This window comes from Stieleria magnilauensis, from assembly GCA_007753675.1.
GTDB classification, from domain to species: domain Bacteria; phylum Planctomycetota; class Planctomycetia; order Pirellulales; family Pirellulaceae; genus Stieleria; species Stieleria magnilauensis.
The window spans coordinates 10502993-10523855 of the sequence record CP036432.1; the positions used below are offsets into that span (position 1 = coordinate 10502993).

Below are 20863 nucleotides of genomic sequence, written 5' to 3' on the forward strand. Positions count from 1 at the left end.
TGCTTTGGGGAACACGGAGGGTTTTCCAATGCAGAAAAAGTACATCGTTCGGTTGAACGATCAGGAGCGTCGGACGCTCGATGCAATCGTCAAGAAGTTTAGCGGTTCTAGCCAGAAGGTGCGTCGTGCCCAAATCTTGCTTGCTGCGGATGCAGACGATTTGGCATGGACCGATGCGGCGATTGCTGAAGCTTATCGTTGCCGCACCAAGACGGTCGAAAATATACGACAGCGGTTTGTCGAGTTTGGCTTTGAGCAAACACTGCAGGGAAAGAAACGTGCGGAGCCTGCCAGACCTAAATGCCTCAGCGGTCAAGAAGAGGCGAAAATCATCGCCACTCGTCTAGGCAAACCGCCAGCAGGCTATGCCAACTGGTCGCTGAGATTGCTCGCCGAGAAAGTCGTCGAACTGGGGATCTGCGATTCGGTCTCGCATGAAACCGTTCGCCAGACGCTAAAAAAAATCGCATGAATAATCGCAACATCGAGTACTGGGTGATCCCGCCACAGTGCGATGCGGAGTTCGCCGCGAGCATGGAAGATGTGCTAGAAACTTACGAAAAACCGTACGATTCGAGTCATCCGGTGATCTGCATGGATGAACAACCGGTCCAACTGATCAAGGACGTCAACGTTCCGATCGAAGCGACCACCGAACATCCCCGCCGGGTGGACTATGAATACGAACGTGCCGGAGTAGCGAACATTTTCATGTACACCGAGCCGCTGGCAGGATGGCGAGAAGCCTACGCCAGAGAGACCAAGACCAAAGCGGACTGGGCCTTGCTAATGGCTGAGCTGCTTGAGGGACGTTACGCCGATTGCGAGACGGTGACGTTGGTTTGCGACAATCTCAACACGCACACTCGCGGGGCTTTCTACGAAGTGTTTGAGCCGTCTCGAGCACGGGCGTTGGTGAAGCGAATCAACTGGTGCTATACGCCCAAGCACGGTAGCTGGCTCAATATCGCAGAGAACGAGTTAAGCAGCATCACCCGTCAATGTGTTGGCGGGCGACGCATTGGAAGTATTGAGGAGTTGGCCAGAGAGATTGCAGCATGGTCATCGGACATCAATGCAAGACAACGAGGCGTTGACTGGCAGATGAAAATTGACGACGCCCGGGTTAAACTCAAATCCGTCTACCCTAAAATTAGACTTTGACGCACCACTAGCCTATGGATGTCCACGGCCGTTGGCCGAATCGGTCCGGACGGACCGGCGTCGTTTGAATCGCGCATCGACGATCATGTGGATGATCACCGGCACACACGAATTGCCATCGGCACGCGTGCGAATTTGGCCAACGGCCATGCATACCCATAGCCTGGGGCAACGCCCCAGGACCCGCCGCAAAAACGATCGCGTTGGCCAACGGCCATACACAACACCATCGGTAGAGGACACCTTGTCCATGGCCGTTGGCCAAACCGGGACCCGTTGCGTTACCCATTCCTAGGGCGTTGCCCTAGGCTATGGATGTCCACGACCGTTGGCCGAAACGGCACAGACGGGCCGACAACGCCGGATCCGATTTCAATCCGCCACTTGCCTGCGCAACCGATCCATCCACGCGTCGGCATCGACGGCGATCGCGATACGGTCGCTCAGCTTCGGGTCTTCGAAGTAGTTCGAAATGGCTTGTCCGCCGACCAGGTACGCCTCACGCTCCAACCTCTGCAACTCGGCCAACTCGCCGCCGAACGCCGAGTTCTCACCACTCAACCACCGGTCCAACAAAAATCGACAAAGCTCGTCGACGTACCGATCTGCCCGTGTCCGTTCGACCGCCAACCACCACTGCGTCGGCTTGTGGCTGTACTCTCCTGCAAATCGTTCGCCGAGCGTCTGGGACTGATACCGACGCCAACTGCGGATCAAACTGTTGCGCCGAGACTCTCGAACAAGTTTCTCATCGGGCACCAATCGAATCAATTCCTTCAGTTGGGGCGTCACCCCGTCCTGCTCGACATAGGCCGTCATCACGCGGGCCGCGATCAGGTCTGCGATCTCTGCCACTCCCATCACGACGTTGAAATCCGCTGCACCATCGACGGCTTGCTCCCGCGTCACGCGCGACCACTTCACCAACACACCGACCGCGTCAAACTGTTTCTCGCGGGCATCAGCGAACTGCGGCGTCGGCGGAAACACGTGCGGCTTCAAATAGGCATCCAGGTTAACTCGTGCTAAGTCTTGATGAAGGTGAAGTGGGTAATCGGATCTCACCTTAATGATCTGCATCACCTCCTTGAACGAAAGGTGCTGGCCGATGCTATCGGTTGCCGACAATTCCTTTGCAATCCGATCGTCACGTCCTTCCGGACTCACGGCCGCTTTCATGGCCAAGGTCTCGATCTGTCGCACGTATGCCGGGTCTAAAATCGCAACCTTGTCGGCGGTCGGATCGACGCGGGGCAGTTCGATGGAATACATCTGTTGTCGCCATGTGATACGTGGAGCCGGCGTGGTGGCGTAGCGTGCTCCGAGCACCACGACATACGGCAAGAACAACGCAGCAACGATGAAACCGATCATCGGCACCACGTATTCTTTCCCCTTCTCCCCAGCCATCCATTTCGGCGTCAGTCTCCACGACGCCAACAACAGGATCACCGACGACAGCAGCAACACGGCAGAGGCGCGCGTGTAAAACATCAACAAGCCGGCGAGAACGAACGCAGCCAGCTGAACAAACACCGGGCCGGCGAAGAACGCCAACGTCGGTCGCGGCGACCACTGTGAAACCAACTGCGTCAGCGCAAATCCCGCGAAGACCACCATGACCGTGATCGTCAACCGGTTGTCCCAGCTCCATCGCAGCTCACGGTCCGCATCCGACGCCTCACGGTACATTCCGGCCAACACAATGATTGCCAAGATGATCGCCGTGACACACAGTGTCGGTCCGACGCGCGTCAGCCAGACCATCGTCGGCGAGATGCCGCGGTCGTACAAGAACAAGCAACGCTGGCGTACCGAGTCGCCGTAGAACGTCAACGCGGCGATCAGGAACAGCGGCAAGATGTAAATCGAATGGCCGACCACCAACATCTCGTCACTCGACGAACCGGTGATCAGGGCACCGGCGATCGCCACCATCGTCAGCAAGACAAGCTGCCAACGAATCGGCCGCATCTGCAGCCACAACAGCGCGAGCAGCGGCCGCGGCCGACCGAAAATCATCGCCCCGGCGAGCTTTGACGACGTCACCTCGGGAGGCGGCCGAAACGCGCCGGTCGACATTTCTCCCATCGCTCGCCCGGCTCGCCGTGATTCCGGCCAAGTCAATCGTCGCCAAGCGGCAAACAGACTGAGCCCCGTCAGCACCAATAATGCCGACACGATCAGCAGAGCGAACGTTCCGAAGTTTTGCTCAATCACACGGTGCGGCGGACCGTGAAATTGTGCCGCAGGAAGAATGACCACGGCCAGGTACGTCACGCCCCAAATCGCCGCGATCACCAGCGGAACCAACGCGACCAAGGCCGTGATCGGGGACCGAAACCAATAGGCCGTCGTAAAGCTGGACAACATCACCGCGATGCTTAACGCCACCGCACCGGCGCAGTGAATCCAGAACGGTTCGGGCAGGCCGCTACTCTGGCGAATCCGATCGATCCAATAGTCGCTCATCGCGGACCAGTACGCCAGAAAGCAGAGCGTTGCGACGGCCCACGCCAACAACAAGCAAACGCTCGTGACCAGCAGCTTGCTCGCCGCGATCGTCTTCCAGCCGGCGGGCAATGTTTGCAGCCAAGCCAATGAACCGCTCTCCTCCTCACCACCGATCAAAACGGCCGGCGCACCGCAGGCGATCAACATCGGCAGCAACATCCAGATCGCGTAGGCTAAACCCATCCGTTCGGTGCCGACGTGGGTCAACCCGGTGAACAGTTCCAACACCACGAAAAAGCCAACGACCAATGCCGGCGTGGCGATCGCCAACGTCTTGACCGTGCGCGCGTCTTTCCAAATCATTCGTTGCATTACTTTTCGATTCATCGTCATGCTCCGCTCATCTGACGCGATTCTTCAAACGTTTGATTGACTGATGGGCTTGAAATTCGTACAGCGGACGCATCATTGGTGACAGTCCCGCTTGCTCCGCCGAGTACAGAAAGTTTGGAACCTCCCAGACGCCGCTCATTGCGCCCGACCGCCAATGCTGTTCGGCCAGCTTGACCGTTTGATCGACAAAGCGGTCCCGTCTTAAATCTTCGATCCTTGCGATGAACTCGGTGTGCGGCCGCGGTGACCGGTCACCCAACGACATCGGTCGATCGAAACTGGCCGCGCCTGCCTGCCACTTCCAGGACGCGATCAAGCTGTTGCGGCGGGATTCCAAAACAAGCGAATCCTCGGGAAACATGCCGACCAATTCCTTGATCTCCGGTGTCATGCCGCCTTCATCGAGGTGCCGATGCAGGATATCGGCCGCGATCCATTCGGCGTACTCGGAGATCTGCGCCAGCCGTTCAAACGACGAATCGCCGAAGCGAGCTTCGTGGCGAACCATCCGAGACCATTTCAGCAACACCCTCGCGACACGCAATTCCACGTCAAGCTGATCGGCTCCGAAGCGAACCGATGAACTCGCTCCCGCACTGGACGCATGCCCTTCGGGCCAATAGGGAACACGTGCGATCAACTCATTAAACGACACAAATTCCCCGACCGACGTCTCCGACGCCAACTCTTGGTCCAATCGTTCGTCGAATTGATCGCTCTTGGGTGGCGAGAGCAATTCATCGCGTCGAAACCCGTTCCAAAAGTAGGCTAGCTCCGGAATCGCAGCGTGATGGACTTCGACGAGTTGATCGTCTGAGGGTCGTTGCGGGAACTCGTACGCCAACATCCGCGTTCGCCACTGCGTCTGCTCCGCGGGGATCGTTGCCGTTCGAATGCCGAGCACCAACACGTAGGGCAAGACGATCGCTAGTGCGAAATACCCGATGAATCGCGCCGTGTAATCCCGCCCGGTCAAACCGGACAACCAGCGTGGCGTCAGCCGCCAGGAGGCAAACAAAAACACAGGGATCGACGCCATCGCCGCCCACAGGGCTCCAGCGCGGTACGCATCGAACAGCGGGTAAAACAGCAAAAACGCCAACACGCAAATCACGGGCGACGCCAAAAACGCGAACACCGGCCGAGGCGCCCACTGCGACACCAATTGGCACAGCGCGTAACCGACAAACATCAGCATCGTGCACATCAGAAATTCATCGAACCGCAGTCCGTTTCGGTAGATCACATCGCTGATCAGCTGGTTCACCAACAGGGCAATGAAAATCAATCCGACCGCAATCGCCGTCGGCATCAACCGCGTCCGCCAGATCAATGAGGGAGAAACTCCGCGATCAGCCAAGAACACACAACGCTTGCGGACCGAATCCCCATAGAACGTTGAACCGGCGATTCCGAACAACGCCACCGCGGCAACCAAACTCGCCAATTCTTGCCCGCTGCTTCTTCCCCAGACGGTGACGGTGACGCCGAGCATGCCGACCAGCATCAAGCTCAATAGAATCCAAACGTTCTGTCGCGCCGCCTGCCACAACAGGGCGTGCGTCTTCGTCGGCCGCCGCAACGCCAAGGAAACGCCGTACCACGACATCGGCACGGTGCTGGGAGGCCGGAAGGCGTCGCCGGAAACACGTTGCTTGATCCGCCGACCGAGCGATTCATCGGGGCCGGCGATCCGGCGCTTTGCCATCCCTTGATGGAGAGCGAATAGCACGCCGATCGCTGCAACGGTTGGGACCCCCAGTACAGACCAGAACTGCAGGGCAGAGATCGATTCCCATTGCGGTTGCCCCCACAACCTCGTATCCAGCAAGGACTCCTCGACGCTGACAAACGCAATCGCAAACACAACCATCGCCGGCAACACAGACAACAGCGCGTTGATCGGTGAACGGAACCAATACGCCAAACTAAATCCGGTCAGCAACAGGGCCAGACTGAAGACCCACTGGGAAAAGACCGCGACGGCCGACCAGTCCGGCGCATTGCGAGTGTTTTCGGCCCACGCAATCACAGGGTCCGGCAGAATCGTCCACTGCAACCAATACGAAATGCTGGCCAAGATCCACACGGCCACGAGCGCCGCGAGGGCGACCAACAACTTGCTCAGCGCGACGCCACGCCAACTAACCGGCAGCGTCTTTAACCACGTCAGCGATCCACTCTCCTCTTCACCCCCGACCAGCAGCGCCGGGGCACCAAAGGCGAGCAGATTCGGCAGAACGATCCAAATCATCCGCGACAGGCTGAGTCGGGTTTGGTTCTCCACGTCCATCACCGCTTCGGCCAACAGCCACAACAGCGCGTTGAATCCGAAAATCGCGATCAGTGTCGCGATTGCCAGCGGAGCGAGCGTTCGAGCGTCTTTCCAGATCAACCGCCGCATCACTTTTTGATTCATCTTTCCGTCTCACGTTGGCAATGATTCTCCATCAAGTCACCGTCCTGGCAGTAGAGTGACATCACTCGTTCATGTTCCCTCACACCGGTGAAGCACCCGCCGCCGGCACCACCTTCTCCCGTTGCTGCGACGGTCGGACCGCGTTGGTGTCACAGACCGCCACAAAGATCTCTTCCAGCGTCGGCGTCTCCTCGTCGACCTTGATCACGCCCGACGCGTCGCCATAGTCGCTGCGCCAGTCGTCGGCCAAATCGCGGACGATCCATCGCATCTGGCGACCGTTCTTGGCTTCGGTCAGAACTTCGCCGCGAGGCATCAGCACGGTCGCATCGCCGTGCTCCAGCGTCGCCGTGACGACACGCGTGGAATCACGCAGCGCCTGCAACGGCTGAACAAGTTTTAAATCGCCTTGATGCAAGATGCCGATCCAATCCGCCACGCGTTCGACCTCGTTGATCTGGTGGCTGGAAAGCAACACCGTGCGGCCCAGCGATGCCCGGTCGACCATCGATTCCAGAAACTGCCGACGGACCATTGGATCGAGTCCGCTGGTCGGTTCGTCGAGAATCAACAGTTCTGGATCGTGCGAGGTGGCCAACGCAAGCGCGACTTTAGCACGCTGCCCCTTACTCATGTTTTTCAACTTGACGCCGGGCGGGACGTCGAAACCCATCAGCGTTTCCGCATAACGTCCGGGAAATTCGTCATCGTAAAACGCCGACGTGAACCAGCCGATTTCGTCCGCGGTCATCCATTCGTACATCGCCGGCGAATCCGAAACATACCCGGTCTGTTGACGAATCTTTTGGCCGTCCTTCAAGCACGACAACCCCAGCACCGTGGCGGAACCGCTGTCCGGCTTGAGTGACCCGGTCAAAATCCGAATCATCGTGGTTTTCCCGGCACCGTTTTCGCCAAGCAACGCAAAGACGACGCCCTTGGGAATGTCTAACGTCACGTCGATCAGGGCACGATTGCGACCGAACGATTTACTGATGTTTTGCAAGGAAATGACGGCGTTCATGTCAGGATGCTTCCCTAGGAAAGACAAGTGGAGAAGGGTCAGGAATTGCCGTTGCCAGAGGCGTGTTTGGCGTTTTCAATCATTGCGGATTGGCGGTCCAATTCCGCGTCAAACAATTCTCGCAGCTCCGCGGTCGTCATCCCGCCGGCCAGCGCATCGCTCAACGCCCGCCGAACACTTTCGGCGACCAAAGAATTACGGGCCTTGGTGCAACGCTTCATCGCGTCACGGCGGACCACCATCCCGCGGCCCCGCAACGGCTCGAGCACGTGATCGGACTGCAACTCTTGATAGGCCCGGGCGATCGTGTTGGAATTGATCGCCAAGTCATTGGCCAGCTGCCGAACGCTGGGGACCATTTGCCCGCCGACCAAAATCCCGTCGGCCACCGCCAGTTTGACCTGACGTACGATTTGCTCGTAGATCGGTAGATCGCCATCGGCGTCGATTGAAAAGAACATCCAAGCCATCCCATGTGAATGCGGCCTTCGGTGTACCCGTGTCATGGTACACCGCGTCGCCTCGTGCTGTCAAGCAAAAAAAGGTGGGAAAGCCTTGCCGCTCCGCTACAGCTCTTCGCGGTCGAACGCCGGGATCCCGCGCCCTTGGATCAATCGCAAAGCCACGACCAACGCCAGCGCCGCGACCGGAATCGCCAAGGGCAACCCGAGCCCGAAGACGCTGAAACCGAATCCGACGAGAAAGAACACCCCGACGACCAGAAAGAATGAGGTCATCAGGTTCGACCGGGTCATTTGCAGTGATTCCCGCACCACGGCCCCGCCGAAGCGACCATCCATGGCCAGCGGAATGACCGGCCACAACCGCATCGCCGTGAGTGTCAGCAACAGGATCGCTCCCACGAACGCCCCGACCGTCATCAACAGATGGATCTCAGTCGCCTGGACGTTGCTGCCGACATTCATGATCGCGATGGCCAGCCCGATGACGACTGCCACGTACGTGATCGCGATGGTCATCGCAGCCAACAGCGAAAGAAACACAGCGGCCGTGGGAACGAACCATGACCGAGTCTTCTGCGGTGGATCGTCTTCCAAATCAGGACCGGCGTCGCAAACATCCAGCGACAGGTTCAGTGCGAACCAGACCGTATAGACCGTTACCAACACGAACCACGGTGACGCGACCGCCAGCCACAGCAACGCCTGCGTCCGATTGGTACTCGCCAAGTCACTCAAATACACCAGCGGCAAAAGCAGCCCCAACACCATCAGTACCGATGGCATCAGAAACGGCATCAATAACGGACGACGTCTTTCGACAAACACCGACTGCGTGTCCGCAAAGATGTGTTCGATCGGGATCTTGCGATAGCCTTTGACCGCGACCGGTTGCGGCGTCACCACCGCGGTCGGCTTGCTCTCCAATGCCGGTGGTGCCGCGGCGATGAATTGAGTCTGACAGGACGGGCAAACCGCCGCCTTGCCGTCCGCTTCGATCGGCAATTCGAGCGACGCGTTGCAGGACGGACAGGATTGTTGAAAGGAGCTCATCGTCGCAGTTTAACATCGCACGGACGTGCGCGGTGCGCTACCGCAACAACACCGCCGCCACCAGCAACCCGATCGCAACGCCATCGGCGACCTGCACCCGATCGCTGCCGGCGCTGCGTCGCAGATGATCGAGCAAACGGCCGGTGGGACAGCCCAGACGGCAGTAGCCCATCGGCACAAACGCCGAAAACAACAACGTGACTCCCGCCAACGTCAACGCCGTCCACGAAGCGATGCGATAAAGATACGCATGGAACGGCTCCCACGACGACAGGTCGGTCGTCGGTGACCACAACAGCGTCAGATAGCCGATCACCAGCGTCGTGCCCGGCAGGAACTTCAACACCGCCATCATCCGCGCCGGCGGCTTCCAATATCGCTTGCTCTTGTGGTGCGGTCGCAGCAATTGCTGCAACGCCCCGTGCGGGCAGAGATGATTGCAGTACGGATTGGATTTCCAGCCCACCGGCGCGACAAACGCGACGATCGCGATCGCGGCCAGCGCGGGCGCCAATCGCCACGCAATCCCTCCTCCGCTCCAACCCGCCACCAGTGCCATCGAAATTAAATTACCCGACCAAATCCCGATCACTGCGATCACGGCAACCAACCAGAGCCTACGGATTCGATGATGGCGAAACCAACCTCGCATCCGAAACAGCGGGATCAAACACAAGACGAGCACGCAGCCGATGTCCGCGGCCGTGATCCGCATCTCCAGCGCATCGATCACCCGATGACGCCAGTTGCTCCAAGTCGATCCGCCTGCCTGGACCGCTTGTTCCCGCTGCTGCTGGCGGACTTGGATCCGGCCCGCGGATGCGACCAGGGTTTCGGCGATCGCCATGCTGGTCATCGTCGCCCCGGAAACACCTTCGACCCGTTCGGCTTCCAAATCCATGTCGGCCAGTCCCGCAAGTGTTCGGCCTTCGAACAGTGCCCAAAAACCATACTCCGTTTTGCAATAGCGGACGTAGGGTTCGTTGTCGAACGACGATCGGATCTTGATGTCGGCGACCGTCATCGGCGGTGGTTCGCTGTCTTCGGCTGCTCCCGCCGGCTCGACTTGAATCAATAACTCGGTCGGTCCCTGGTATCCGATGATCGAATCCGAGAGCGGTCCGGTGCGAATCACCGATCCTAGTTCCTGGCCGGCTCGATCAAGGGCGATGACGCGATCACCTTCCACGCGACGTGCCGACGCGTCGGGAAACCATTCCTGCAATTCTTCCAGGGTGACGGCATCGGGAAAGACCAACGAAGGCAGGTCACCCCCGATTCGCCGCAGCACTCCCTTGGCCAAGGCCAACGAGGTCAGCGTCGCACCGGAAACCGCGTCGACGTTCGTGCCCGGTTCCGGCCCGGTCCATGTCCAGTTGCGAAACTGTTCGAAGAACGCGTCGTCGTTCTCCACCGCCGTGACGTGTTCCTCGGTGTCGGCGCTATCGATCAGGTCGACTCCGATCAACTGGTAATCGCGGTCCAACAAGATCATCGCTTCGGTGGGTCCGCGATAACCGATGACGTCGGCAGCCTCGGGCAGGGTTCTTGCGACGCGAGCCAGCGACACGCCCTCGGCGTCCTTGACCGTCCAAAATCCATTGGCGTCCTTTGTACCCTCGACCACGCTCGCCGTCGGCAGGAAGGGCTGAATCCGTTCGATCGACGGCGGTGACGCTCCGTCATCCGATCTGGGCCGATCGCGTCGCGGCGAGGGAATCAGCAGCAACAGTGCGGCGACCGTTGAAACCCGGACAGTGTGCACCGCGATCGCACGAATTTGACGTCGGCGTTCCATCAGTGCAGCGGCAACCGTTCGTGGTGATGTCGAACTCGGTTCACCCACGTCAACGCCGGGGCGTACGATCGAACCAGCGCAACAATCTTGCTGGTCGACACCGACCACGTCTCGGCGATCAAACTCGGTTGCCCGCCGGCCACCCACAAATCGTTCAATACCAACGCCAACAGGGCCGGCTTGTCGGCATTGGATTCGTTGAGCCGAAACGGATGATTGGCGTAACGCTTGCGAATCGTCGCTTCGTTGCCATCGGCTTGCCAGTCGGATGGATCAAGCGGGCTGGGCGTGCGGACTTCGATCGCCAACAAGAACCGCAATCGCTGCAGGGCGACCTCGCGGTTTTGTGCCTGACTTCGTCGTTCGGTCGCTTCGCCTACCAATCCCGTCGAGCGATGCGTCAAAAACGCGCCAGAACTGGTCTTGTTTCGGTGCTGCCCGCCCGGCCCGCTGCGCCGCTGGGTACGAAGTTCACAACCATCCAACAACCGATCGCAATCGATCACCGCCGGGTGAGGCGGATCGACCACACGGCACGCCATCCGCAAGCTCGCGTCGGGAACAATCGCGGTCGGTTTGGAAGGCATGACGGCGCAGGTTGTGAGTTGAAGAAGCTAGCCCGAGGAGTATACGGGATTCATCCACATGTTGGTGTCTAGCCTTAGGCGATCCTCGTTGAAGTCCAGCCTTGAGACGCTCTGGTCCCATCGATTTTGCTCGAGGATCGGCTAATGCCCAATACCGCTAAGTGAAGGCCCGGACGCTGGCGCGAACCGGCTGATGTCAAACGATTATCAGCCGTTTGGCGCGAGCCTACGGGCCCTCCCGAGAGGAAACGACGCTTAACTTAGCGGTATTGGGCCAATGCCTCGACACCAACGCACCCCGAATCACTCGCTGACGAACGTCACCTGCTCGCTGCGAATCGCGATCGATTCGGGTAACCCCCTGCCGTCGATTTGCAGCAACAGGGTGTGCTTGCCCGGCGAAAGCTTGATCGGATCGGCAATCGTCCCGACGGGCTGACCATCGATCCAGACGTTCGCCCGATCGAGGTTGTCGATGGCAAAGGTGGCGGCCGTGTCCGAGCCGACTTCGATTTGCGTCCGCAGGTAAATATTGACCAGCGACGTGTGCCTGGGTTGGGCGGTCAGTGCTTCCAACGTCGCTTTCTCGATCTTGCCGCTCACGCGAGCCTGCAGCGGTTTCCAACCCTTGATCGGTTCGCCGGACACGATCGCCTCGTTGCCCTGCTGTTCGATACGGTGCGACCCGGCGAACACTTCCAAGACTCGGGCGACGGTCTGCCGACTAGCGTCGTACTCGCCAGGTTTTCCGAGCCGGGTCAGGAAGCTGATCAAATCCAATTGATCTTGTTGCGAAACGCGGTCGAGCAACCCGGCCGGCATCAGTGACTTGCCGGGTTTGACTTGAACGATTTCCGCCTCGGGAATTCGCACCAGTTTGTTCGACGCATCACGAAGCACCATCTCTTCCTCGGTGCTGCCCGATTCGATCCCGGAATACACCTGCCCCTCTTCGGTCAACACGGTCACCGCGTGATAGTTTTCTTTGATTTTGGCATTCGGGTCGAACAGCGATTCGATGATGTAATCGACCGGAGCGCTGGCGCCCAAGCTGGTCATGTCCGGCCCGACTTTGCCTCCCACACCGCCGATCGCGTGGCAAGTCGCGCACTGCAGACTGCTTCGGCGGTAAATCATTTCGCCCCGCGCGGGGTCGCCCTGGAGCGTCGCCAGTTTTCGCAGTTCCGCGCCGCGCTCGGGCGACCATTTGTCCGCCGTCATCGTCAACCCGCTCATCGGCATCAACGCGTCGATCAAGGATTGCGCGTTGCGACCACTTTCTCCGGCTGCACGAACGCCGGCGCGGGCGGCGACTTCCGAAAGACCTTCGGCCGGCAACGAAGCGGTCAACAATGCTTCACCGTTTTTCGCCGACAACATCGCTCTCCAAAGCCCCAGCGCCGCTTGTTCGTCTTCGATGCCGGCCAACGTGTCATAGAATGGCTGGACGGCCAGCTGCGGGTTGGTCCCGGCGAGTGCCCCGACCAACGATGACTTGATCGCCGGCGATGCATCCTCACGAACCAGCGACAGCAACGCCTCGGTCGCCGCCTGTCCGCCACAGGATCGCAGCGCCGCGATGGCTTTGACGCGTGTGGCGGAATCGAGTTGGTCGTCGGCGGCGAGATCGGCCAACGTGGGGATCAGTTTGCGAAGCTGCCAGGCACCGCTCAGCTCGATCGCCGCGGCCTGGACCTGCGAATCCGAACTCGACAACAACGGCTTCAACTCGTCGGCCGGTTGACCGCTCAATTCCGGTTTCAGACGCCGCAATCGTTTGGCATCCTGGAGAGCTCCAAACGCTTTGGCAGTCGCGGCGGGTTCCAACTGGCCGCCGATCACTTGCCGATACAGGATTCCCAGTTCTTGGGGGCTGCCCGCTTTGGCGATCAGATCGATCCATGGCCCGCCACCGTCGCGCGGGATGGGATTGTTTGCGAGAAAGGCGCCTAGAAACTCAGTCGCCTTGGCCGGCTCGACGCTGGTCAGAACATATTCGAGCTGCTTTTGGTTCTCCACCGTGCTCCACATCGGTTTGCGAAGGTCCTTGATCAGGGCAGCCGAGTGTTCGTCGACGTTCAAGAACAAGGCGTGATCGATAAATCGGTCAACCGGATGATCGAGCGCCCGCAGCGAAAGCCGGATCGCGTCGACGCCGCCCAGTTTTGCCAAACCACGCACCGTTTCCAATCGCACGCGCGGGTGTGAATCGACCACGCGCTCGGCAAACCATTCCATCGCTTGCGCGCGCTCGATGCTTGCAGTCGGGTCGGTCGGATCAGACCAGTCGGCCAAGATTCGCGTGGCGGCCGCGCGGACGGAACCTGCCGAATCGCCAAGCACCGTCTGCAACCACGCGACATCCGGCTTGCCGACCGATGCCGAGAGACGCACGGCAGCCAATCGATCTTCCGATGTTTTGGCCGAGCTCCATACTCGATCCAACTTGGCTGCGGTGTCGTCGCCACGCTCGATCAGAACGCGACGCGATTGATCGGCCAGATAACGATCGCCTGAGTAAAGATTGGTGATCAACGATTCGATCGATTGGCCGGTCAAGTCAACGGGCTGGCGCAGCGGTCGACCCTTGGCCGTCACGCGCCAAATCCGACCGTGCCAGCGATCGCGTCGCGGATCCCGGAAATCGACTTCGCCATGATTGATGATCGGGTTGGACCAGTCGGCGATGTACAGCGCCCCGTCGGGGCCTTGTTTGATATCGATCGGGCGAAACGTGCTGGCGCTGGTGCGGATCAAATCGGCCTGCTGCGTCGTCACAAATCCCGCATCGGTTTCCGACAGCGAGAACCGCGTCACACGATTGGCGCGAAAATCACAGGTGACGAAGGATCCTTGCCAGTCTTCGGGAAAGCTTTCGCCTTGAACAATCTCACCGCCACAGAACTTGGGATAGTTGCCGGGGCTGATCAGATCCAACTGGCGTCGTGCGCCGGGGGTGGGATTGAAGGTCGCACCGGGAAAGACATAGGCGATGCCTGCGAAGCCTGCCCCGTCGGTCATGAAGGAGTTGCCGCGTGGATCGAACTGGTGTCCCCAGGGGTTCCACAGACCGCGAAAGAAGACATCCATGCGTCGGTTTTGGGTATCGAATCGAAATCCGCCGCCGGCTTTCAACCGCACCACGCCGTAGGGCGTTTCGGCGTCCGTCCGGGTGTACACCGATTGGTTCATGTACAACCGGCCGTCGGGACCAAACAGCAGGGTGTGCAAATTGTGGTGGGTGTCTTCGGTGCCGAATCCGCTGAGCACGCGCTCGCGACGATCGGCCTTGCCGTCCCCATCGGTGTCCTCGAGAAACAGCAAATCGGTGCTTTGGGCGACATAAACCCCGCCGTCACCGGGCGCCACGCCGGTGGGAATCAACAACCCGTCGGCGAACACGGTCGACTTGTCCGCCTTGCCGTCGTGATCGGAATCTTCCAAGACCAGAATCTTGTCGGGCATGGCCTGACCGACTTCGATCATCGGATAGGCTTCGCTACTGGCGACCCACAAACGACCTTGCGGATCAAAGTTCATGTGAATCGGTTTGTTCAACATCGGGTTTTCGGCCCACAACGAGACTTCCAAACCCTCGGCGACGACAAAGTCCGGCGTCGGCTGCGGCGTGAATTCCGCGTACTTGGATTCCAACCGTGGCGCCGGTTCTTCCACGCCGCTCGCTTTCAACTGCCGCAGCGACGCAATTTTGGCTTCCTCCTGTTCGATCAACGGATCGAACTGGGGAATCTCAACGGCGTTTTGGCCTTGTTCGTGTTTTCGAAATCCGAACACGTACGCCATGTTGGCCGGCCGCGAACGGTGAAACCAAAGCCGGTTCTTCTCCAGGATCACACTCCTCAGCGGCTCGGTTTGCGGGCTGTCTTTCCAGACGCCGCGATCGATGCCCAACGAGGCGCCGATCGCGTCGGCCAAGGCTTTGTATCCGTCACCGTTTAAGTGAACGGGATCCTTGCGCTGACTTGGCTTGTCGGCCACCCCGGTCAGATCGACGAAGTGACCACCATTCTTGGCACTCACCTGTTCAATCAGTTTCGTGTACACCGCGGCCATTTCAGCAGTCAACACGGAGGGCCCGACGGGTGAGATCGGGGACAGGAACACGAAGCGGCAATCAGGATTGATCTGCCGGATCGTGTCGGCCAATCGTTGCAGGTCTTCGGTGAACTTGATGATCGATTGGACCCTTGCGTAGTCCGTTTCCTGGGTCCAAGTTTCCAGTGCGTTTGCCATCCCGTAGCCCAGCACGGCAACCGTCGGCCGGGTCATTTCGAGTTGCTTTTGCAACTGCCGCCAGCCTTCACCGTCGGGTTCTCGGCCGGCCTGAAGCAGACTGAGTCCGAATCGCGAATCACCCGCCGGGGTGTCGCCGTTCCAACCGAGATTGCGATAGGTGACATCGGCATCGGGGAACGCGGTGGTCAGCATGACTTCGACCCAGCCGAAGTATTGTTCTTGCTCGATCAGACCGTCGCCGATCAAGACCACCCGATCGCCGTCGCGAAGCTGCAGCGGATCATCGGCCGCCGCGGCGGGAGAATCAGCCAGGGTGATGGCGGCTGAAGAAACCAGTAGAAGAAAACACGCCAACGAAGCAAAGGGTTCGCAGACGGAGAAGACACGAGGGCCAGACGAAATCATCAAGTCGGTCCGTGGTGGGAAGCAGCGAGAAAGGGTGTGACGATGGGAAGGCGGGGAGCGGCTATTGTATCTGGACTGCAAAGTCATTCCATCGGTCCGCCGGACGGATCGCCAGACACCTCCTTCAGTGTTTGTTAGCGGCAGGGCGCGAGCCCTCCGGTCTTTCACGGTGTTCTCATGCTGAAACCGGACGGCTCGCGCCGTTCCGCTACCTCTGCCAGTGTTTGTTAGCGGCAGGGCGCGAGCCCTCCGGTCTTTCACGGTGTTCTCAAGCTGGAACCGGACGGCTCGCGCCGTTCCGCTACCTCCTTCAGTGCCAAAATACGCTGCCGGCGACGGTGGCAAGCAGGATGCTTACCCCACTGCCAACGAAAAGAACCCGGCAACGGATGATCCGCTGCCGGGTTCTGTATCGTTTCATTCACGGGCGGGATCACCCGAGGCTTGATCCGCTAGGCGGGAACCCCAGCCGTTTTCACGGTCGCGATGATCGCGCTGGCGACCATGTACGGGTCGGCGTTGGAGGCGGGACGTCGATCTTCCAACCAACCCTTCCAACCGTTTTCGACGGTTCCGATCGGGATTCGGATGGACGCACCACGGTCGGAGACGCCGTAGCTGAACTTGTCGATCGACTGCGTTTCGTGCAGACCGGTCAAACGCTGTTCGTTGTCGGCACCGTAGACGTCGATGTGCTCCTTGATCCGCGGCTCGAAGGCCTGACAAATCGCTTCGTAAACCTCTTGGCTGCCACAGGTCCGCAGCGTCGAGTTGGAGAAGTTGGCGTGCATCCCGCTGCCGTTCCAGTCGCCGGGGACCGGTTTGCAGTGGTAATTGATGCCAACGCCGTGGGCTTCCGCGACCCGATCCAGGATGTAGCGGCCCAACCAGACTTGGTCACCCGCGTCCTTGGCACCCTTGGAGAAGACTTGAAATTCCCATTGGCCCATCATCACTTCGGCGTTGATGCCTTCGACGTTCAAGCCGGCTTCCAAGCAGGTCTCGAGATGTTCTTCGATGATTTCTCGTCCCACCGCTTTGCCGTTGCCGACGCTGCAGTAGTACGGTCCTTGCGGTCCGGGATAGCCTTCGGCGGGGAATCCGAGCGGCCGGTTGGTGCCGGGATCCCAAAGCGTGTATTCCTGCTCGAAACCGAACCAGAAATCGCCGTCGTCATCGTCGATCGTCGCGCGGCCATTGGTGCGGTGCGGCGTGCCATCGGCATTGAGCACTTCACACATCACCAAGTATCCGGTACCCATGCGGCCCGGATCGCGGACGACTTTGACGGGTTTCAGCAGACAATCCGATGCTCCGCCGGGCGCTTGCTCGGTGGAGGAACCATCGAACGACCACATCGGGGCGTCTTCGACGTTTCCACTGAAATTCTCAATAATCTTGGTCTTGCTTCTCAAGCTTTGCGTCGGCTGATAGCCATCCAACCAGATGTATTCCAACTTGCACTTGGTCATAAATCAGATTCTCCCTAGGTGAATCAAACGAGTGGACCTGGGAAAGCACGTGTCGTTTCAAGTGCGACGTGCCTTCATGTAACAACAATGTCTACGTCTACCTAACGCATCCGAGAGGGCGTTGCGAACCGGTCACCGCGGATCCAAAGGACCCGCCCGACCATTCACTCCGCCATCCGGCCAGCGCCCAGTTGCAAGTGTGGTATCAACCGCCTCTGAGCAATTACCGACCCCGATCTTTCGATCGAATTACCGCAAGAACCGTGCTCCTGATGTTCTACGGTGCCCCCGTGGACGGAACGCCGCCAATGTCAAATCAATGACGTGCCGTCGACCTCCCAGAGAACATACGATAACCCAACTCTTCTACCACGAAAGAGTCAATTCGTCACCCCGTAAGCCTGACTTTCGCGGGGATCCGAACACGAAAGTTGACCGGTCTGGCCGCGGCCCCCAGATCCCGACCGCCGCCGCCCCACTTCGCTGGCCGTTCCGCCGCTCGCGCCACCCTGCCGGTTGCCGGCCTGTGGACTGAACCCCGCATGCACAGCCAAGGGGCCGCTCGGCACCCGTCGCTCCCCGTTCGGGCGATTACCCTCGCCTTGACTTCGGAACCTCGATCCGATCGACCGGCCGCAACCGGGCCAAACGAAGCGCGCCGAGGTCCAGCGGCCAGTCGCCACGGAGGTCGACGCGGATCGGCACCGCCCCGAACACCCTTCCGGTGGCAAATAATCCACCCACAAGCCCCAGCTCTTCCGGCCAGCCCTGAGGGGCGTTCTAATGATTCACGGAATTCATCCCGTTTGCACCCCGGCACGACCAATCCGCTCCATCCATGTCACGAACTCCACACAATCCCTTCGAAACGGCCCCCGACCAGTTCGGCCGACCGGCTGCTGAGAGCAGCAAGACCTGGTTGTGGGTGCTCGGCATCATCGGAGCCGTTTTTCTATTTGGAGCCGTGCTCTGCTGCGGCCTGATGTTCTACGCCTGGGACCAGGCATCGGGCGTGATCGCCCAAGTGGCCGTGGAGGAATACGCCGATGACCCGATCCTGAAGGAGAAGATTGGTACGATCCAAAGCAGCGAGATGAGCTTGAGGGAGGCGATGGAGGAATCGACCAAGGACGAGACGATCACGGCGATGGTGTTCACCATTGAAGGCGACAAGGGTCGTGGCAAATTGGTCCATCGCACCAACAATCAAACTCAGCAAGTGACCGTCAAACTGGTGATGGAAAACGGCGACGAGTTTGACTTGGAAGTCCCCGAAATGTTCGGTGACTTCGAGACCGAGCTGGAGGGTGACGGCGAGCTGGAGGAAAATGGCGAACTGGCCGAACCGGCAGAGCCCGAACCGATCGCCCCTGCCGAGACCGAAGTGGAGCCCGAAGTGACCGCCGAAACCCCCGAAACGGACCAGCAGTAAACGGCCGGTGGAATGCGAAGCTGACGCGAGCGGAAAAGGGGTCAGGTACCAAAAACCAAATGGCCCAACGGGTGCTTCGCATTTTTGGTACCTGCCCCCTTTTCCGCGGCACCCTCACTCTAAAAGTTGACAGAGCACTAGGCGGACTGTTTTGAGCCTACAATAGAACCTCGGTTTCTTCTGTCTCTCGATGGTTTGAATTTTGCCATGGTTCGCCCCAGCTCCTTCTCTGTCCGATGTTCGACCCTGCTGCTCTCGATTGGCCTGGTACTCGGTGCGGTCCCCACCCCGATCCCCTCTGCCGCCCAAGATCCGGCTGCCGATCCAGAGACGGCCGAGGTCGCCAAGCCGGCCGAGCGGTCGGCGGTGATCATTCCGCTGCACGAAGACATCAATCCGCTCAGCGGGGCGCTGCTGAAACGCAAGTTTGCCGAGGCGGTCGATTCGGACGTCGACGTGATCATTCTGGACATCCACAGCCCCGGCGGGCTGGTCTACGTGACGTTCGAATTGATGGACATGATCTTGGACGCCAAGGATGTCGAGACGGTCGCCTTCATCCAAAAAGACGCCATCAGCGGCGCCGCCCTGATCTCGCTGGCCTGTGACAAAATCATCATGCTGCCCGGAGCCCGCATGGGCGATGCCGGTGAGATCGTGATGGGTGCCGACGGGGCATTTCGATACACCGAAGCCAAAAGCCGCAGCGTGCTGGCCCAGAAGGTCCGCGACACCGCCCGCGCCACCGGCCGACCCCTGGCGCTGGCGGAAAAGATGACTGACAAGGACATGGTCGTCTTTCGCGCCGTCCACAAAACCGACGGCACCGTGCGTTACATCAGCGACAAAGAATGGGAGTCGATGGAAAACACCGACCAGTGGGAACAAGGAAAACCGATCCGCGAAGCCGGCAAGGAAATGTTCTTCACCGTCAACGGTGCCCGCGCCGTCGAACTCGGCATGGCCGACCAAACGGTTGAAAATGAAACCGAATTGGCCGAGGTGTTGGGCGTCAAAACCCCGATCCCGGTGATGGAACGGACCGGCGTCGACACCGCCATCATGATCCTCAACTCAGGCTTCGTGACGTTCCTGTTATTGGTCATCGGCATGGTCGCCCTCGTGATCGAACTCGGTGCCCCCGGCATCGGCATCGGCGGACTGACGTCGCTGCTGTGTTTCGGACTGTTTTTCTGGAGCCGGTTTCTGGGCGGGACCGCCGGCTGGTTGGAAGTCACCCTGTTTGTCCTGGGTCTGATCTTCATCGGCATGGAGATCTTTGTGATTCCCGGTTTCGGCGTCGCCGGCGTGGGCGGACTGGGATTGATGCTGGGCTCGCTGGTGATGGCCTCGCGGCGGTTCCTCGTCCCCGGCAGCACGCAAGAACTCGCCAGCCTGGGCTGGGACCTGGCCACGGTCATGGGCGCGTTCGTCGGGTTCATGATCGCCATGCTGATCCTGGCCAATTACATCGGGGACATCCCCGGGCTGGGACGGCTGACACTGAAACCCCAGATGGCCATGGTCGGAGCCGACGCGGGGCCGGGTGAACCCGCCGACGCCGATGCCGCCGCCTTGCTGCCCGGCTGGCAACGCGTTTCGGTGGGCGATGTCGGAACCGCCACCAGCCCGCTACGTCCGGGCGGAAAAATGATGGTCGACGATTACAGCGTCGATGTCGTCACCGAAGGCGATTTCGTGGACAACGGCACGAGTGTGAAAGTGATCGCCAAACAAGGCACACGGATCGTCGTCCGCCCCGTCTAGTGCAACGCTTAGATTGAGGGAGCCGCGAAAAAGGGTCAGGTCCCCGAATGGCATGGGCTGAAGCCTCAAGGGATTCAGCAATCGTTGGTGTTTAGCCTTTAGGCGATTCCCGGTCGCTGCGACGCAGCGACCGTAGGCGGCTAAAGCCTGCACACCAACACTCACGCCCATGCCATC

The 20863-nt window shown here is 59.7% G+C and carries 13 protein-coding genes; 4 read left to right on the forward strand and 9 right to left on the reverse strand.

Annotation, left to right across the window (positions count from 1 at the left end; translation table 11 throughout):
• Nucleotides 1-28: 28 nt before the first annotated feature.
• Together TBK1r_RS37150 and TBK1r_RS37155 are read left to right on the forward strand one after the other, a co-directional pair.
• Entirely contained in the window at nt 29-472 is a 444-nt protein-coding gene (locus TBK1r_RS37150) for a helix-turn-helix domain-containing protein (RefSeq protein ID WP_145209012.1), read from the forward strand.
• On the forward strand, nt 469-1164 hold the full coding sequence (locus TBK1r_RS37155; RefSeq protein WP_145209010.1) for an IS630 family transposase: 696 nt from the start codon (nt 469-471) through the stop codon (nt 1162-1164). The genes TBK1r_RS37150 and TBK1r_RS37155 overlap by 4 nt, the downstream gene beginning before the upstream one ends.
• 372 nt (nt 1165-1536) lie before the next feature.
• Here the strand turns inward: TBK1r_RS37155 and TBK1r_RS37160 are convergent, their stop codons facing one another.
• From TBK1r_RS37160 to TBK1r_RS37200, 9 genes are all read right to left on the reverse strand, one after another.
• The gene (locus TBK1r_RS37160) at nt 1537-4005 is read right to left on the reverse strand and encodes a hypothetical protein (protein WP_145221395.1); all 2469 of its coding nucleotides are present in this window, start codon (nt 4003-4005) and stop codon (nt 1537-1539) included.
• A 13-nt stretch (nt 4006-4018) separates the two neighbouring features.
• Entirely contained in the window at nt 4019-6430 is a 2412-nt protein-coding gene (locus TBK1r_RS37165; RefSeq protein ID WP_145221398.1) for a hypothetical protein, read from the reverse strand.
• 79 nt (nt 6431-6509) lie between these two features.
• Entirely contained in the window at nt 6510-7454 is a 945-nt protein-coding gene (locus TBK1r_RS37170) for an ABC transporter ATP-binding protein (RefSeq protein ID WP_145221401.1), read from the reverse strand.
• Between the two features lie 38 nt (nt 7455-7492).
• Entirely contained in the window at nt 7493-7915 is a 423-nt protein-coding gene (locus TBK1r_RS37175) for a GntR family transcriptional regulator (protein WP_145221404.1), read from the reverse strand.
• 105 nt (nt 7916-8020) lie between these two features.
• Nucleotides 8021-8968, reverse strand: coding sequence for a zinc ribbon domain-containing protein (locus TBK1r_RS37180; RefSeq protein ID WP_145221407.1), 948 nt, complete (start codon nt 8966-8968; stop codon nt 8021-8023).
• A gap of 37 nt (nt 8969-9005) precedes the next feature.
• Complete coding sequence (locus TBK1r_RS37185) at nt 9006-10766, reverse strand: FMN-binding protein (RefSeq protein ID WP_145221410.1); 1761 nt, start codon at nt 10764-10766, stop codon at nt 9006-9008.
• Nucleotides 10766-11353 (reverse strand): peptide chain release factor family protein, encoded by a 588-nt coding sequence (locus tag TBK1r_RS37190; protein ID WP_419580763.1) that lies wholly within the window; start codon nt 11351-11353, stop codon nt 10766-10768. The genes TBK1r_RS37185 and TBK1r_RS37190 overlap by 1 nt, the downstream gene beginning before the upstream one ends.
• A gap of 303 nt (nt 11354-11656) precedes the next feature.
• The gene (locus TBK1r_RS37195; protein WP_419580764.1) at nt 11657-16015 is read right to left on the reverse strand and encodes a PVC-type heme-binding CxxCH protein; all 4359 of its coding nucleotides are present in this window, start codon (nt 16013-16015) and stop codon (nt 11657-11659) included.
• A gap of 452 nt (nt 16016-16467) precedes the next feature.
• Complete coding sequence (locus tag TBK1r_RS37200) at nt 16468-17487, reverse strand: glutamine synthetase beta-grasp domain-containing protein (RefSeq protein ID WP_145221416.1); 1020 nt, start codon at nt 17485-17487, stop codon at nt 16468-16470.
• Nucleotides 17488-18325: 838 nt separating this feature from the next.
• Between TBK1r_RS37200 and TBK1r_RS37205 the strand changes: the two genes are divergently transcribed.
• Both TBK1r_RS37205 and TBK1r_RS37210 read left to right on the forward strand, forming a co-directional pair.
• The gene (locus TBK1r_RS37205) at nt 18326-18919 is read left to right on the forward strand and encodes a hypothetical protein (protein WP_145221419.1); all 594 of its coding nucleotides are present in this window, start codon (nt 18326-18328) and stop codon (nt 18917-18919) included.
• Nucleotides 18920-19126: 207 nt separating this feature from the next.
• Nucleotides 19127-20686 (forward strand): NfeD family protein, encoded by a 1560-nt coding sequence (locus tag TBK1r_RS37210; protein WP_145221422.1) that lies wholly within the window; start codon nt 19127-19129, stop codon nt 20684-20686.
• Nucleotides 20687-20863 lie beyond the last annotated feature (177 nt).